The organism is Pseudomonas sp. A214, from assembly GCF_900156295.1.
GTDB classification, from domain to species: domain Bacteria; phylum Pseudomonadota; class Gammaproteobacteria; order Pseudomonadales; family Pseudomonadaceae; genus Aquipseudomonas; species Aquipseudomonas rhizophila.
The window spans coordinates 1,043,989-1,059,523 of sequence record NZ_LT707062.1 but is presented as its reverse complement, the minus strand read 5'-3'; the positions used below and the strand labels follow the sequence as shown (position 1 = coordinate 1,059,523).

The window sequence follows — 15,535 nt, the reverse complement described above, 5'->3', positions numbered from 1 at the left end:
CTGTTCAGCGAACAATGTCGAAAGCGGTCCCGGGCCGCGAGAAGGAAATCGCCAGGATCTGCCTGAAAGCCATTTCATGGCTGTGGACGTTCCGGGCCGGGGTGACGTAATGGCGCATGTCGCGGTCGAGGAAAAACGTGGTGTCGAGAATGTCCTCGTAGGTAATCGCCGCCAGTTGTTCTTCCTGGGCGGAGTACAGACGACTCTCTGCGCCGGCCACATTATGACGGCCCCAGAAGTGCACGCCGCTGAACGGATACCCGTCGCAATGGATCCCTTCAGGGGTGATTTCCAGTTGCTTGCCCGGCTTGATCTCGATACGGATCTGGTGGATCTGGCACTGCCAGATTTCCTCGTGCAGCTCCTGGGGAAGGACGTTCTTGTACACCTCAAAGTCCGTGTCGATCAGACTGCGCATCACCGGTGAGTTGATCACTTCGTTGGAAAAGTCCTGGAAGTGCCGCTCCAGTCCACCGACATAGCTGTTGTTGGCCTTGGACTGAATGTAGGCCCGATGCTCGAGCTGCGTAAGGTCGCGGGTCCTGGGGTTGTATTCGAAGTCGCTATAGCGGCGAAAACGCATGCCTGACTCGGCCTGGCCGTAGTAGCTGTCGGGCTCCATGTTTTCCCAGCTCTTGGTCAGCCGGACAAAGTCGCCGAAATGACCGTAGAGATTGAAGTCTCCACCGCGGACGTTGACGTATTTGTCACGCCTCAGCGCTTCGCCTACTTCCCTGTTCAGAACGATCATTTTTCATAGGTCTCCACTGCATTGAGCAGCCTAATCTAGTAGGTACAGGATTTACGTCCATGAGAAAGTATTTGAGGCATTTCAAGCCATGCTTGAAACGGTGGACAATGTTTCATTAGTACGACTTTTTCTCGGGAAAACAGACTGTTCCAACGTTTTTTTTGCCGTCCAAAGAAAAAACCCCGAGTTTGCGCTCGGGGTTTTTCATCAGACGCTTGTAACGTGATCAGGCATCAGAAGACGCTGATCGGATAATCCACGAACACCCGCAGCTCATTGCCGCTGACGTTGTACTCGCTGGATTTCTGCGAAACACGCAGGAAGGAACTGCGCAACCGTACGCTCAGGTCTTTGGCGGGACCGTTCTGGACTACGTACTTGAACTGGTTGAAGATCTCGCGCTCGGTGCCACCTTCGCTGGTGGAGGTGGTGATGTTATCGCCACGCACATAAGCCACGTTATACGTCAGACCGGGAACCCCGAACGTGGTGAAATCCAGGCCATAACCCAGTTGCCAGCTGCGCTCGTCTTCAGCATTGAAGTCGGACCAGTAGGAGTTGGCCAGGTAGATCGTATTGCCGCCGTCCCCTACACGATTCTGCCCGCGCTGATAACCGCCATAGGCGTAGCCCAGGTTGCTGTCACCAGTGCTGCGCTGGTGAGCGAGGGTGAAACTGTGCGGGCCGGTGGCGAAGGTGGCGGCCAGGCTCCAGATCTTGTTGTCGTCGCCGGTGACGTTGTTTTCGCGAACATAGCTGTTGTCCAGCTTGGTGCGATAGCCGTTGAAGTCCAGGGTCAGGGATTGATCCTTGGCCAGCGGGAATACGTAGTTGGCGTTCACGTACTGCTTCTTCAACACGTCCTCGACATCCGAGGCGTAGAGCGAAGCCTTGAACTGCTCGGTGAACTGATAGCTGCCGCCCAATACGTTGATCGACTTCAGGCCACCGCTGTCACGACCCTCGGCGCTCTTGCGCGACTCGGCGGTGAAACGTCCAGCGTTCAGCTCCAGGCCCTTGATCTCTTTGGAGGTGATCAGCGTGCCGGTATAGCTTTCCGGCAGCAGGCGCGAGTTGTCGTAGCTCAGCACCGGCAACGCCGGCATCTGGTCACCGTAGGCCAACACGGTATTGGAAACACGGAATTTGACCGCCGCACCAAACTTGGACAGGTCATCGGCCGCGTTGCCGCTGTCGCCTTGCTTGAAGAAGTCGATGCCGCCCGCACCGCTGCGACCTTTGCCGCCATCCAGACGCAGCGCGTACAGTCCGAAGGCGTCCACCCCTACACCGACAGTGCCTTGGGTAAAGCCGGACGAGAACGTTCCGATGGCGGCCTGCCCCCATTCGGCTTTGTCTTCATTACCGTTTTTGTAGTCGCGATTGATATAGGCGTTGCGTAACAGCACGTTCAGGCTGCTGTCCTCAACGAACCCCTTGGACTCAGCCTGGTCGCTGGCCATGGCATATGTCGTGTTTAAAATCCCCAGTGCGATCAGAGCAATGCGCTTGTTCAACATGATTATTTTCCTTATACGGGTTGATACGCACTGCGACGGCAGCCGAAACGGCGCTTTTGCGCTCTTTTTCGGACTCTTGCTCCTGAAAATAATGAAAAGGCCCGCCCACGAATGATCGTGGCGGGCCTTTTTATTATTTAAGAGTCATGGCTGTTAGCCACAGGCGTGGACGAATCCTAGTCCCGCCTTCAATGATGTGTCAATTTCGTGAATCGTCTGTAATCAGGCGAAAAACTTCTAAAAACAACCTTCAAATGGGCTCAGTGTTCAACACAGAACCATCAGCCACAAAAAAAGCGCTGCCATCCTGGCCAGCGCCTTTTCTCAATCCGTCGAATTCTATCCTTGCATCACGTCCCACAGTGCTTCCAGCTCAGCCTCACTGAACAGGCCATCCGGGTAGCGTTCCATGATCATCCGACGCGGGTCGGGTTCTCTGGTCTGACGCGTTCCGTTGGACTTCAACCACTGTGCCAAAGCTTTAAGCGACTCACCATTGACAACGGCCAAGGGATGGTATGTGCGCTCGCTTATCATATTCATTCCAGCGCCCTCTCCTGGTTGATGAGCGGCCAATTTATCCAAGGTTTATGACAAAACAACTCAGCTCCGCTCCCCAGAACTGCCGGGATACAGATACAAGAGCTATGCCAATGTGCCTGCACTGCCGATCTGCAGACATAAAAAAGCCCGCATCCCCAATCAGGCCGCGGGCCAAAGCAAAATGGATCCAAAAGGCCCGGCGCAGAGCTGCCGCCAGCGCTATTACCTGGCTGTTACATCACCACTCATTTTGTGCGCGGCGCAGGCTGTTGTTGGGTAAGGCAGTGGATGTTTCCGCCCCCCAGTAACAGTTCGCGCCCCGGCACCATGACCACTTCGTGCTCTGGAAAAAGCCCTTGCAGAAGCGCCTTCGCCGGACCATCCAGTGGATCGTCGAAACTCGGTGCGATGATGCCGCCGTTGACGATCAGGAAATTCACGTAGGAACCGGCCAACCGCACGGTCGGATTGCGCTCCTGGGAACCCTGCACCGCGTCCACGCCGGCGCATTCCTCTTCAGTGGCATACAACGGCCCCGGAATTGGCATTTTGTGCACTGTGAACGGGCGTCCCTTGGCGTCAGTGCTGTTTTGCAGGACGTCCATCGCGGCGTGGCAGCGGGCGTAGTTCGGGTCCTGCGGGTCATCGGTCCAGGCCAGCAATACTTCGCCAGGGCGCACGTAGCAGCAGAAGTTATCCACATGCCCGTCGGTTTCGTCGTTGAACAGGCCGTCCGGCAGCCAGATGATCTTGTCCACCGCCAACTGCGCGCTGAGCACAGCCTGGATGTCTTCGCGGCTCAAGTGCGGGTTGCGATTGCGGTTGAGCAGGCATTCCTCGGTGGTGATCAGGGTGCCCTCGCCATCGACGTGGATTGAGCCGCCCTCAAGCACGAAGCCTTCGGTGCGGTAACGCGGGCTGCGTTCAATCTCGAGAATCTTGCTGGCCACTTGCGAATCCCGGTTCCACGGCGCATACAGGCCACCGTCAAACCCACCCCAGGCGTTGAAATCCCAGTCGACGCCGCGCACTTCGCCACTATCATTGATGACAAACGTCGGGCCGGTGTCCCGGACCCAAGCATCGTCGCTGGACATTTCCACCACGCGGATATTCGGCACATCGAGATGCGCCCGGGCATTTTCGTATTGGTTCGCGGACACCGCCACGGTTACCGGTTCGAAGCGGGCGATGGCTTTGGCGACCGCCACATGAGCGGCCTGCGCGGGCTTGCCGCCCAGGCGCCAGTTGTCAGGGCGCTCGGGCCAGACCATCCAGACCTGGGTCTGGGGTGCCCACTCGGCAGGCATGTGGAAACCATCCGCGCGGGGAGTGCTGTGCAACGTTGTCATAAATCAGGACTCCAGTGAGCCATCGAGGGTTTTGATCGAGCCGTACAGGTCCGCACGACGATCACGGAAAGTGCCCCAGGCACTGCGAATGTGTTCCAGCTCGTCCAGGTCAAAGCTGTGCACCAGCACGCCTTCTTCGGTTTCGTTCAATTCCTGGACCTTTTCACCGAACTGATTGGCGATGAACGAGGAGCCGTAGAACGTGATGTCGTAGCCATCCTGCTCTTCGTTGCCGATGCGGTTGCTGGCCACCAGCGGCATTACGTTCGCGCCGGCATGGCCTTGTTGCACGCGCTGCCAGTGATCGCGGGACGAAATGCTCTTGTCGTGCGGCTCGCTGCCAATGGCGGTCGGGTAAAACAGGATTTCCGCACCTTGCAGCGCCATGCTGCGGGCGCACTCGGGAAACCACTGGTCCCAGCAGATGCCCACGCCGATCCTGGCGTAGCGGGTATTCCAGACCTTGAAACCGGTATCGCCAGGGTTGAAATAGTACTTCTCATGGTAGCCAGGACCGTCCGGGATGTGACTCTTGCGGTATACCCCCAGGTTACGGCCGTCGGCATCAATGATCGCAATACTGTTGAAACGCGCACGACCGGCCCGTTCAAAAAAGCTGATGGGCAAGACGACCTGAAGCTCCCTGGCGACTTTCTGAAAATGCCTGATGGCGACGTTATCTTCGACCGGAGTCGCCAATTGCAGGTAGTCCGGGTTGGGCTTCTGGCAAAAGTACGGCGTCTCGAACAACTCCTGAAGCAGAATGATCTGCGCCCCTTTGGCAGCGGCCTCGCGAACCTGCTGTTCAGCGATCTCGATATTGGCCTCCAGGTCCCAGGAACAGGCCATCTGGGTGGCGGCAACGGTGACGATACGACTCATGAAGGGAGCTCCAGAGCATGTGTGGTGTCGACTTTATAACCGATAAAAATCGACTTTAGAAGCGATCTAGATTTAAAACCACACGCCAGTCGCAAAAAATACCGACAAAAATCGAACTATCAACCACGCAAAACCTTGTGGGAGCGAGCCTGCTCGCAATGCGATCCCCCATCTGACATCGCTGGAGACGGGTTCACCACTATCGCGAGCAAGCCCGCTCCCACAGGGAAAGCGTTTGCCTCAGTTAGTCAAAGCCCCTCGTCCAACACCTTCGCCAACATATCGACAAAGAAATCCACGCTCTGGCGGGTGGTGACCATCGGCGGTTTGATCTTGAGGATGTTCAGGTAGTCGCCGGTCGGTTGCATGAAAATACCCAGCTCCCGCAGGCGATTGCACAGCGCCGTGGTTTCTTCGGTGGCCGGCTCGAGGGTGTCGCGGTTGCGGATCAGTTCCACGCCCAGGTAAAAACCGGAGCCATGCACCGCACCGACCAACGGATATCGGTCGATCAAAGCTTGCAGGCGGGCCTTGAAATGCCCACCCACTGCCCGGGCGTTTTCCCACAGTTTTTCTTCTTCCATGACGTCCAGCACGGCCATGCCGATCTGGCAACTGACCGGGCTGCCGCCGGCTGACGAGAAAAAATACCCTTCTGCTTCCAGCGCCTCGGCGATTTCCCGGCGGGTGATGACCGCTCCCAGCGGCTGGCCGTTACCCATGCCCTTGGCCATGGTGATGATGTCCGGTACTACATCCTGTTCTTCGAAGCCCCAGAAAAATTCTCCCATGCGCCCGTAGCCGACTTGCACTTCGTCAGCGATGCAGACGCCGCCGCGCTCGCGCACCAGCGCGTAGACCTGCTTCAGATACCCCGGCGGCAGTGCGATCCCGCCAGCATTGCCGTACACCGGTTCGCAGATGAAGCCGGCGAGCTGGCGCTTGTGTTCGGCGATTTTTGCCAGGTTGTGCTCGACGCTGCGCAGGTAGTCCGGCGCGCTGTTGGGGCCGCGGAATTCACCGCGATAAGTGTTTGGCGCGGTCACCGGATGCACCCAATCCGGGCGACTGCTCAGGGCCTGAGGGTTGTCGGCAATGGACGTCGAGACCGCATCGGCCGCTACCGACCAGCCGTGATAGGCCTCCAGCACACTGAGCATGTCCCGGCCGCCGCTGTAGGCCCAGGCCAGGCGGATCGCCAGGTCGTTGGCCTCGGTGCCACTGTTGACCAGAAATACCCGATCCATGCCGGGCGGCGCCAGCGCCAGCAAGCGCTCGGAAAATTCGGCAATCGCGGCATAGTGAAAGCGGGAGTTGGTGTTGAGCAGCGACCACTGCCGGGCGGCCACCGCGGCCATGCGCGGATGCCCATGCCCCAGTACCGCGACGTTGTTGAGCATGTCCAGGTAGGAGCGGCCCTGCATGTCGATCAGGTGATTGCGCCAGCCGCGCTCAATGCGCGGCGGATCAACGTAATAGTGCTTCTGCGAACGGGCAAAGCTCGCATCGCGACGGGCCAGCAACTGCTGGGGGTCGATCTCTGGCTCGGCATCACAGGCCAGTCCCAGCAGCACCGCTGGTGAGGGGCAGAGCGCCTGCCAGGCCGGCGCCCTGGATGGCGTGCAGAACAACGGCGGATTGAGCTGAGCGCCACGACACAACTGCACCCGCAACGGTCCATCGACTTCGCCCAAGACCTGGCCCTTGACCAGCGCAGCCCCGGAATGCAGCGGCGATGTCACGCCCCACAGCCGAATGCTCAGTTGCACGCTGTCCAGTTGCAACATGCCGTCGGCAGCCTTGTGCACCACCCCGGCGAACGGCGATTCCAGCGGCGTGCCCCGCGGCACCTGCAATTCTACGTGTAATGGATAAGTATCCGGTTCAACGGCGCTGTCCGGCCGAGTCCGAGACAATCGGTACTGCCCGTAGCGGCTGGCGGCCAATCCATGGACCGCGGCGGCTTCGCTCAGCAGACGCTGGTCGATCCCCTCCTGCTCCCAGTTACCGGCTTCGAAATGCGGGCTCAGGACACCCAGGTCGATCAGGGCGAACTCGCGGCCCACCAAGGTCGGCAACAGCGGCACAAAGCCTTCACTGGCAACGGGTGGCAGATGGTGGCCCACGGACGTGAGGATCGCCGCTTCCATCAGTTCGAACGGGACCGACTGAGCAATCCGGAAAATCTCCCACTCATGGTCCAGGTTGTCGCGGCTGTATTGATTTTCCGGGTCAATGGATACCTGCTGTTCACCGCTGAGCACCAGCACGGCAGCGCGGGCAACGATCAGCGGCCAAAGCGCCAGCAGCTCCTCATATTGCAGCGGGTTGAGCGCGTTGTAAGCCTTGATCGCCGGCAGGATGAAAAACGGATCGCCGTCGGCATGGTGCAACAAGGCTGCACAGGTCACCGACAGATCGGTAACGCGCCAGGTGCGGATCAGGTCGCCGAAATCGATGACGCCCTGCAATTGCCATTGGCGCTGGGCATCGCGCTGCCAGACCACGTTGTCATCGGTGATGTCCATGTGGATCGCCTGCACCGGCAGGCTGGCCTTGAGCGGCTGCAAGCGGCGTTCGGCCTGTTGCGCCGCCTCGGCGATCAGGTTGCGTTCTTGATCATCGTCGATGACGGGCAGCAGATGGCCGACCAGTGCATTGGCGTGGCGGGCGTCCCATTGCAGGGTGCGCTCCAGGCCAGGGTGATCGAACGTGGCCAGCGCCAGGTCGATTTGTGCGCACAAGCGCCCCAGCCCCGTGACCAGTTCAGGTCCCCAATGGTTAAGCTGGGTGAGCGACTGGCCGTCGATGTACTCCAGCAGTCGTACATGAACCGCTTGCCCTGCGAGCTCCAGGGTCAACAGATCCTGGCCATTATTGGCGGCGATCACCCGCGGCACTTTTACCGCGCCGTGCTCGGCCAGGTGCTTGAGGGCGGCATGCTGGGCCTGGAGTTCCTGGACGGCATAGTCACCATGGCAAATCTTCAGCACAAACCGTCCGCGCTCGCTGTCGACGCGATAGTTGAGGTCCTGCTGGCTGCCCAAGGGTCGCAGGTCACCGCTGAGTCCGTAATTCGAGCGCAGCAGCACCAGCGCCTGTTCGGCACTGATCTGTGGGCTTGGCAAACTGGCACGGTGAACCAACGTAGCGAGTGGCATACAACGACCCCTGAGGTGGTTTTATCGGATGTCTATCTCGCCATTGAGTCGGGGGATAAGCAACCCCTTTGCCGCAGGTGAATTGCCAAGCGCGTGAGCGTGCCCGGAAATATCCTGCTTGCACCGCCCTCGCCATGCCGACAAGCTATGCTCCAATGCTTTGTTGTTCCACGGAAAAAGGCTTGATCGGATGCGCATTCTCATCACTGGCGGTGCCGGTTTTATCGGCTCGGCGCTTATACGGCACTTGATCCTGGATACCGGACATCAGGTCCTGAACCTCGACAAGCTGACCTATGCCGGCAATCTCGAATCGCTGAGCAGCATCGAGCACGACAGCCGCTACGAGTTCGTCCAGGCCGATATCGTCGATCAACCGAGGGTCAGCGCGATACTGGCAAGGTTCAAGCCTGAGGCCATCATGCATCTGGCGGCCGAGTCCCACGTCGACCGCTCCATCGACGGCCCGGCGGACTTCATCCAGACCAATATCGTGGGCACCTACAGCCTGCTGGAAGCCACCCGCGCCTATTGGCAGACCCTGGCCGAGCCGCAGAAGCGCGCGTTTCGTTTCCATCACATTTCCACCGACGAAGTGTATGGCGACCTGCACGGCGTGGATGATTTGTTCACCGAAACCACCGCCTACGCCCCCAGTTCGCCGTACTCGGCGAGCAAGGCGGCTTCCGACCATCTGGTACGCGCCTGGCAACGCACTTACGGCTTGCCCGTGCTGCTGACCAACTGCTCCAACAACTATGGGCCGTTTCACTTTCCCGAGAAGCTGATTCCGCTGGTGATCCTCAATGCCCTGGCCGGCAAGCCGTTGCCGGTATACGGCGACGGCCAGCAAGTGCGCGACTGGCTGTACGTCGAAGACCATGCCCGGGCGCTGCTCAAGGTCGTGACCGAAGGTGCCGTGGGCGAGACCTACAACATCGGCGGCCATAATGAACAGAAGAACATCGACGTGGTGCGCGGCATCTGCGCCCTGCTCGAAGAACTGGCGCCCCACAAGCCCGACGGCGTGGAGCACTATGCCGACCTGATCACCTTCGTCAAAGACCGCCCCGGCCACGACCTGCGCTACGCCATCGATGCCGGCAAGATCGAGCGTGAACTGGGCTGGACGCCCCGGGAAACCTTCGAGACCGGCCTGCGTAAAACCGTGCAGTGGTACCTCGAAAACCTGCTGTGGTGCCGACGTGTCCAGGACGGTAGCTATCAGGGCGAGCGCCTGGGCTCGCTCGACAACAAGGATGCGATTGCATGATGAAAGGCATTGTTCTGGCCGGCGGCTCCGGCACCCGACTGCACCCGATTACCCTTGGGGTTTCCAAGCAGTTACTACCGGTTTACGACAAGCCGATGATCTATTACCCGATTTCGGTGCTGATGCTCGCCGGCATCAAGGACATCCTGGTGATTTCCACCCCTCAGGACTTGCCGCAATACCGCAATCTGTTGGGCGACGGCAGTCAGTTTGGCGTGCAATTTCACTACGCCGAGCAGCCATCGCCCGATGGCCTGGCCCAGGCGTTTCTGATCGGCGAGCAATTTATCGGCAACGATCCGGTGTGCCTGATCCTGGGCGACAACATTTTTCACGGGCAGCATTTCGGCGAACAACTGCAGACGGCCGCCACCCGGCAGACGGGCGCAACGGTATTCGGTTACTGGGTCAAAGACCCTGAGCGTTTTGGCGTGATCGATTTCGATGCTCAAGGGCGGGCCATTTCCATTGAAGAAAAACCTACCGCGCCCAAATCCAGCTACGCGGTAACCGGCCTGTATTTCTACGATAACGACGTGATCCAGATCGCCAAGACCATCAAACCGTCCAAACGAGGCGAACTGGAAATCACCGACGTCAACAACGCCTACCTGCACCGCGGCGACCTGCACGTCGAGCGTTTCGGCCGTGGTTTCGCCTGGCTGGACACCGGCACCCACGACAGCCTGCTGGAGGCTTCGCAATATGTGCAAACCATCGAGCACCGCCAAGGTTTGAAAGTCGCCTGCCTGGAAGAAATTGCCTACCAACAGGGCTGGGTCAGCCGCGAGCACATCCTTGAGCGCGCCCAGTACTTTGGCAAGACCGGCTACGGCCAATACCTGTTCCAGATCGCTGGAGAGACACGTTGAACGTCATCGCCACCCGCCTGCCTGAAGTCCTGATCATCGAACCGAAGGTTTTCGGTGATGACCGCGGCTTTTTCTATGAGAGTTTCAACGCTCGGGCGTTCGCCGAGGCCACCGGCTGCGCGTTGCAGTTCGTCCAGGATAACCACTCGCGCTCGGCCAGGGGCGTGTTGCGCGGCCTGCATTATCAAATCGAACAGGCCCAGGGAAAACTGGTGCGGGTCATTGCCGGGGAAGTGCTCGACGTGGCGGTGGACATTCGTCGCAGTTCGGCCACTTTCGGGCAATGGGTGGGCGTACGCCTGTCAGCGCAGAACCATCGGCAACTGTGGGTCCCGCCAGGCTTCGCCCATGGCTTCGTCGTGCTCAGCGATTGCGCTGATTTCCTCTACAAGACCACCGACTACTACGCGCCCTCTGCCGAGCGCTGCATTCGCTGGGACGACCCGGACCTGGCCATCGACTGGGAACTGGAGAGTGCGCCGATCCTCTCACCCAAGGACCAGGCCGGCAAGGCTCTGCACGAGGCCGACCTGTTCCCATGAGTACCTCCTTGCGCATCCTGATCATCGGCCAGAACGGCCAGGTCTCCCGAGCACTCCAGTCGCGCCTGGCCGGCATGGCTGAGTTGATCGTGCGCGGCAGCGACCAACTCGACCTGGCGCGCCCCGATCACCTTCGTTCGCCCATCACTGCCCTGCGGCCTGACCTGATCATCAACGCCGCCGCCCACACCGCCGTCGACCAGGCCGAGAGCGAACCGGAACGGGCCTTCGCCATCAATGCCACGGCGCCGGGCGTCCTGGCTCAAGTGGCGGTCGAGTTGGGTGTCCCGCTGATCCACTACTCCACCGATTACGTCTTCGATGGCCGCAAGCCTGAGCCCTACACCGAGACCGACCCGCCCAACCCGCTGAGTGTCTACGGGCGCAGCAAGCTGGCCGGCGAGGCCGCCATTCGCCACGTCGCCGGGCAGCACCTGATTTTGCGCACCAGTTGGGTGTACTCCAACGAAGGTCGCAACTTCCTGTTGACCATGCAACGCCTGCTGCAGGAAAAATCGCACCTGCGGGTGGTGGACGATCAGATCGGCGCACCGACCTGGGCCGGGACTATCGCCGACAGCACCGCCCACTTGATTGAACGTTGGCAGGCCGGCCGGTGCGGCGCCTGGGGGACTTACCACCTGACGGCGCAGGGTGAAACGTCCTGGTTCGGCTTTGCCCAGGCCATCGGCGAGCACCTGATCGAGCAGCACAAACCCTGCGCGGTGCTTGAGCCCATCCCCTCCAGTGCTTACCCGACCCCGGCCCCACGCCCGCTGAACTCGCGTCTGGATTGCACACGCCTGCTTCAGCAATGGGGTGTAAGTCAGCCAGACTGGCAAAGCGCGCTGCACCAGTGCCTTGCCGCCGGACACTAGGCATAATGCGCCTGTCCCCACAGGCGCCTGATGCTCATGAATTCCACTCTTCCCCGCAGACCCCGCTGGCGCAGCCTGGCCTTGCTTGCGCTGTGCCTGGCGCCGTTGCTGTGGCCGCTGGAACATCTGGCCGAGCGTTACTACCGCAGTGAACTGGCTGGGCAGAACCGCCAGACCCTCGATCTCTACGTCGCCAACCTGTTGGGCACCCTGCATCGCTATGAAGTGCTGCCACAGATTCTCGGTGAGCTGCCGGCCCTGCGCGCCACTTTACTGGCACCGGACGACGGCATCATCCAGGGCAATGCCAATCGACTGCTGAAAAACATCAGCGCCCAGACCGGCGCAGAAGTCATGTACCTGATGGACCCCACCGGCAAGACCCTCGCGGCATCGAACTGGGATAAACATGACAGTTTCGTCGGACGCAATTTTGCCTTCCGGCCGTATTACATTGAAGCAATGGCCGGGCGGCTGGGACGCTTCTTCGGCTTGGGCACCACCTCGGCCAAGCGCGGCTACTTCTTCGCCGCTGCCGTGCGCGACCGGGAAAAAGTGATCGGCGTACTGGTGGTCAAGGTGGATCTGGACCACACCGAAAGCCTCTGGGGCAAAACCCCCGAACAACTGCTGGTGACCGACCACAACGGCGTGGTGATCCTCACTTCGCGACAAGAATGGCGATTTCGCGCGACCCGCCCCTTAAGTGACGAGGAGCGCCAGTCCATCAGCGCCGTACAGCCCTACCCGACCCGCGACCCCAAGCCGCTGAATCTGGATGCGAACGCCTGGCTGATCCAGACCCAGTCCATTGAGGAGACCCGCTGGAGCGTGAGCATTCTCGCCCCGCGTACCCTGATCGACCGTCCGGTGCGCACCGTGGTGGTCATCGGCGGTGCGGCCTTGCTGGTCCTGATGCTGTTGCTCGGGTTGATGATGCAGCGCCGGCGGCATTACCTGGACCGCATCGCCTTCGAAGGCAAGGCCCGTCAGGAGCTGGAAGGCCGGGTAGCCGAGCGCACCAGTGACCTGGAAGGCCTGAACCGGCGACTCAAGCAAGAGGTGCTGGAACGCGAGCAGGCCCAGCAGGAACTGGTCCGCGCCCAGGATGACCTGGTGCAAGCCGGCAAGCTGTCAGCCCTGGGCACCATGTCGGCCAGCATCAGCCACGAACTCAACCAGCCGCTGGCGGCGATCCGCAGCTATGCCGAAAACGCCGAAATATTGCTCGATCACCAGCGTACCGAGGACGCCCGAGGCAACCTCAAGCTGATCAGTGAGCTGACCGCTCGCATGGCCTCGATCATTGCCCACTTGCGCGCCTTCGCCCGCCGCGACCGTCACGCCCCGGAAAGTGTCGCCCTGCAACCGGCGCTGGACGATGCCCTGGCACTGCTCGCCAAGCGCCGGCGCAGCATGGAAGTGGAACTGATCCGCGACCTGCCGGCCGCCACGTTGTGGGTCGAGGCCGGGGAAACGCGCTTGCGCCAGGTGCTCGGCAACCTGCTGGCCAACGCTCTCGACGCCCTGACTGAAAAAGGCCCGCCGCGCAAACTCTGGCTCAGTGCCCAGGCCACCGAAAGCGGCGTCAACCTGTACATCCGCGATAACGGCCCGGGTTTTTGCATGGAAGCCCTTGGTCGCGCGGGCGAGCCCTTCTACACCACCAAGACCCGCACCCAGGGCCTTGGCCTGGGGCTGGCGATTTGCGACACCCTGATGCGCGCCTTCGGCGGTGAACTGTCGTTCGCCAATCACAAGGAAGGCGGCGCCCTGATTACCCTGAAGTTGCGCGCTGGCGCGCCCGGTGTGAGCCTGCAACCGTCCGAGGACCGTAGCGTATGACCATCGATAACCGGATTGAGGTGGTGTTGATCGACGACGATCCCCACTTGCGTCAGGCCTTGAGCCAGACCCTCGACCTGGCCGGCCTGAAGGTCCTGTCCCTGGCCGAGGCCAAAGGCGTGGCCGGGCAACTGTCTCGCGACTGGCCGGGTGTGGTGGTCAGTGACATTCGCATGCCGGGCATCGACGGCCTTGAGTTGCTGAGCGAACTCCATGCCCAGGACCCGGAGCTGCCGGTGTTGCTGATCACCGGCCATGGCGACGTGCCGCTGGCAGTCCAGGCCATGCGCGCCGGAGCCTATGACTTCCTTGAGAAACCTTTCCCCAGCGATCACCTGCTCGACAGCGTGCGCCGGGCCCTGGCCTTGCGGCGCCTGGTACTGGACAACCGCAGCCTGCGCCTGGCCCTGAGCGACCGCCATGAACTCAGCGCCCGGCTCGTCGGCCAATCACCCTCGATACTGCGCCTGCGCGAGCAGATCGGTGCGTTAGCGGCGACCCGCGCCGATGTGCTGATCCTCGGAGAAACCGGGGCCGGCAAGGAGGTAGTCGCCCGAGCCCTGCACGATCTGTCGGGCCGGCGCAACGGCCCCTTCGTCGCGATCAACGCCGGAGCCCTGGCCGAGTCGGTGGTGGAGAGCGAGCTGTTCGGTCATGAGCCCGGCGCTTTCACCGGCGCGCAGAAGCGCCGCATCGGCAAGTTCGAGTTCGCCAACGGCGGTACGCTGTTTCTCGATGAAATCGAAAGCATGAGCCTGGACGTTCAGGTCAAACTGCTGCGGCTGCTGCAAGAGCGGGTAGTGGAACGACTGGGGGGCAATCAACAGATCCCGCTGGACATCCGCGTCATCGCCGCCACCAAGGAAGACCTGCGTCAGGCCGCTGATCAGGGTCGTTTTCGCGCCGACCTGTATTACCGCCTGAACGTCGCGCCGTTGCGTATCCCCCCGCTGCGTGAACGCGGTGAGGATGCCCTGATGCTGTTCCAGCATTTCGCCGACGAAGCCAGCGCCCGTCACGGCCTGCCGCCCCACGAGTTGCAACCGGCCCAACGGGCATTGCTGCTGCGCCATAGCTGGCCGGGCAACGTGCGAGAATTGCAGAACGCCGCCGAGCGTTTTGCCCTGGGTCTGGAACTGGCCCTGGACAACAGCGCGCCCGACGGTAGCCCCGGTGCGCCGGTCGAAGTGATCAGCGGCGGCTTGAGCGAGCAGGTGGAGAACTTCGAGAAAACCCTGATCGCCGCCGAACTGGCCCGCCCTCACAGCTCGGTGCGCAGCCTCGCCGAAGCCCTGGGCATTCCGCGCAAGACCTTGCACGACAAGTTACGCAAGCATGGGCTGAACTTCGGCGACAGCCAGGGCCATGCCGATGAGTCCGACTGAGTCTGCTTGAGTGATTGCCATCTTCCCTTTCAAAAGAGGCCCTGCATGAACCGCGACAGCCGCTACCTGGAATCGATCCTGCACCACGACATCCCGTTGACGCGGGACATGGGCCTGAAGGTGCTCGACTGGCAGGCCCGGCAACTGCGCCTGTTTTTACCGCTGGAGGCCAACGTCAACCACAAGAGCACCATGTTCGGCGGCAGCCTGTACTGCGGCGCAGTGCTGGGCGGCTGGGGCTGGCTGCACCTGGCCTTGCGCGAAGAGGGCATTGAGGACGGGCATATCGTCATTCAGGAAGGGCAGATCAGCTATCCACTGCCAGTCACGAGGGACGCCACAGTCATTTGCCAGGCTCCCGAAGAAAAGGTCTGGAAACGCTTCCTGGCCACCTACCGGCGCTACGGACGCGCACGACTGACCTTACAGACCCAGGTGATAAATGCCGGGAGCGAAGCTCCAGCGGTGCAATTTGTGGGGCAGTACGTGTTGCACCGCTGACCCCCGAGCATCACAAAAAACCCCTGTGGC

Annotated in this window: 13 protein-coding genes; 7 read left to right on the top strand and 6 right to left on the bottom strand. The window is 60.9% G+C overall.

The features are described 5' to 3' along the window. Window positions 1-4 precede the first annotated feature (4 nt). The 6 genes from BW979_RS04675 to BW979_RS04650 all read right to left on the bottom strand — a co-directional run bounded on the left by BW979_RS04675 (window position 5) and on the right by BW979_RS04650 (window position 8,209). Window positions 5-751 (bottom strand): 2OG-Fe dioxygenase family protein, encoded by a 747-nt coding sequence (locus BW979_RS04675; RefSeq protein WP_076383289.1) that lies wholly within the window; start codon window positions 749-751, stop codon window positions 5-7. Window positions 752-984: 233 nt separating this feature from the next. Continuing rightward, entirely contained in the window at window positions 985-2,271 is a 1,287-nt protein-coding gene (locus BW979_RS04670; protein WP_047226870.1) for an OprD family porin, read from the bottom strand. Between the two features lie 339 nt (window positions 2,272-2,610). Further along, entirely contained in the window at window positions 2,611-2,814 is a 204-nt protein-coding gene (locus BW979_RS04665) for a hypothetical protein (RefSeq protein WP_047226869.1), read from the bottom strand. A gap of 245 nt (window positions 2,815-3,059) precedes the next feature. Beyond that, window positions 3,060-4,166, bottom strand: a complete 1,107-nt coding sequence (gene aguA, locus BW979_RS04660; protein ID WP_076383288.1) for an agmatine deiminase — start codon at window positions 4,164-4,166, stop codon at window positions 3,060-3,062. A gap of 3 nt (window positions 4,167-4,169) precedes the next feature. Further along, entirely contained in the window at window positions 4,170-5,048 is an 879-nt protein-coding gene (gene aguB / locus BW979_RS04655; RefSeq protein WP_076383287.1) for an N-carbamoylputrescine amidase, read from the bottom strand. A 248-nt stretch (window positions 5,049-5,296) separates the two neighbouring features. Next, window positions 5,297-8,209, bottom strand: coding sequence for an aminotransferase (locus tag BW979_RS04650; RefSeq protein WP_076383286.1), 2,913 nt, complete (start codon window positions 8,207-8,209; stop codon window positions 5,297-5,299). Window positions 8,210-8,399: 190 nt separating this feature from the next. On the opposite strand from BW979_RS04650, the gene rfbB reads away from it, so the two are divergent. Genes rfbB through BW979_RS04615 form a run of 7 tightly spaced genes read left to right on the top strand, consistent with a single transcriptional unit; the run spans window position 8,400 to window position 15,505 of the window. Then, window positions 8,400-9,482, top strand: coding sequence for a dTDP-glucose 4,6-dehydratase (rfbB, locus tag BW979_RS04645; protein WP_076383285.1), 1,083 nt, complete (start codon window positions 8,400-8,402; stop codon window positions 9,480-9,482). Beyond that, the gene (gene rfbA / locus BW979_RS04640; RefSeq protein WP_047226864.1) at window positions 9,479-10,354 is read left to right on the top strand and encodes a glucose-1-phosphate thymidylyltransferase RfbA; all 876 of its coding nucleotides are present in this window, start codon (window positions 9,479-9,481) and stop codon (window positions 10,352-10,354) included. The genes rfbB and rfbA overlap by 4 nt, the downstream gene beginning before the upstream one ends. Continuing rightward, window positions 10,351-10,896 (top strand): dTDP-4-dehydrorhamnose 3,5-epimerase, encoded by a 546-nt coding sequence (rfbC, locus tag BW979_RS04635; protein WP_047226863.1) that lies wholly within the window; start codon window positions 10,351-10,353, stop codon window positions 10,894-10,896. Before rfbA ends, rfbC begins: the two co-directional genes overlap by 4 nt. Beyond that, complete coding sequence (gene rfbD, locus BW979_RS04630) at window positions 10,893-11,774, top strand: dTDP-4-dehydrorhamnose reductase (protein WP_076383284.1); 882 nt, start codon at window positions 10,893-10,895, stop codon at window positions 11,772-11,774. The genes rfbC and rfbD overlap by 4 nt, the downstream gene beginning before the upstream one ends. Window positions 11,775-11,810: 36 nt before the next feature. Next, window positions 11,811-13,619 (top strand): sensor histidine kinase, encoded by a 1,809-nt coding sequence (locus BW979_RS04625; RefSeq protein WP_076383283.1) that lies wholly within the window; start codon window positions 11,811-11,813, stop codon window positions 13,617-13,619. After that, window positions 13,616-15,004 carry a sigma-54-dependent transcriptional regulator gene (locus tag BW979_RS04620; protein ID WP_047226861.1) on the top strand — a complete coding sequence of 463 codons (1,389 nt, stop codon included), beginning with the start codon at window positions 13,616-13,618 and terminating at the stop codon, window positions 15,002-15,004. Before BW979_RS04625 ends, BW979_RS04620 begins: the two co-directional genes overlap by 4 nt. 45 nt (window positions 15,005-15,049) lie before the next feature. Continuing rightward, window positions 15,050-15,505 (top strand): YiiD C-terminal domain-containing protein, encoded by a 456-nt coding sequence (locus BW979_RS04615; protein WP_047226860.1) that lies wholly within the window; start codon window positions 15,050-15,052, stop codon window positions 15,503-15,505. Window positions 15,506-15,535: the final 30 nt, after the last annotated feature.

Excerpts from the sequence above, each read along its gene's own strand:
- BW979_RS04675 (WP_076383289.1), bottom strand. The coding sequence starts at position 751 with ATGATCGTTCTGAACAGGGAAGTAGGCGAAGCGCTGAGGCGTGACAAA.
- BW979_RS04670 (WP_047226870.1), bottom strand. The coding sequence starts at position 2,271 with ATGTTGAACAAGCGCATTGCTCTGATCGCACTGGGGATTTTAAACACG.
- BW979_RS04665 (WP_047226869.1), bottom strand. The coding sequence starts at position 2,814 with ATGAATATGATAAGCGAGCGCACATACCATCCCTTGGCCGTTGTCAAT.
- aguA (WP_076383288.1), bottom strand. The coding sequence starts at position 4,166 with ATGACAACGTTGCACAGCACTCCCCGCGCGGATGGTTTCCACATGCCT.
- aguB (WP_076383287.1), bottom strand. The coding sequence starts at position 5,048 with ATGAGTCGTATCGTCACCGTTGCCGCCACCCAGATGGCCTGTTCCTGG.
- BW979_RS04650 (WP_076383286.1), bottom strand. The coding sequence starts at position 8,209 with ATGCCACTCGCTACGTTGGTTCACCGTGCCAGTTTGCCAAGCCCACAG.
- rfbB (WP_076383285.1), top strand. The coding sequence starts at position 8,400 with ATGCGCATTCTCATCACTGGCGGTGCCGGTTTTATCGGCTCGGCGCTT.
- rfbA (WP_047226864.1), top strand. The coding sequence starts at position 9,479 with ATGATGAAAGGCATTGTTCTGGCCGGCGGCTCCGGCACCCGACTGCAC.
- rfbD (WP_076383284.1), top strand. The coding sequence starts at position 10,893 with ATGAGTACCTCCTTGCGCATCCTGATCATCGGCCAGAACGGCCAGGTC.
- BW979_RS04625 (WP_076383283.1), top strand. The coding sequence starts at position 11,811 with ATGAATTCCACTCTTCCCCGCAGACCCCGCTGGCGCAGCCTGGCCTTG.
- BW979_RS04620 (WP_047226861.1), top strand. The coding sequence starts at position 13,616 with ATGACCATCGATAACCGGATTGAGGTGGTGTTGATCGACGACGATCCC.
- BW979_RS04615 (WP_047226860.1), top strand. The coding sequence starts at position 15,050 with ATGAACCGCGACAGCCGCTACCTGGAATCGATCCTGCACCACGACATC.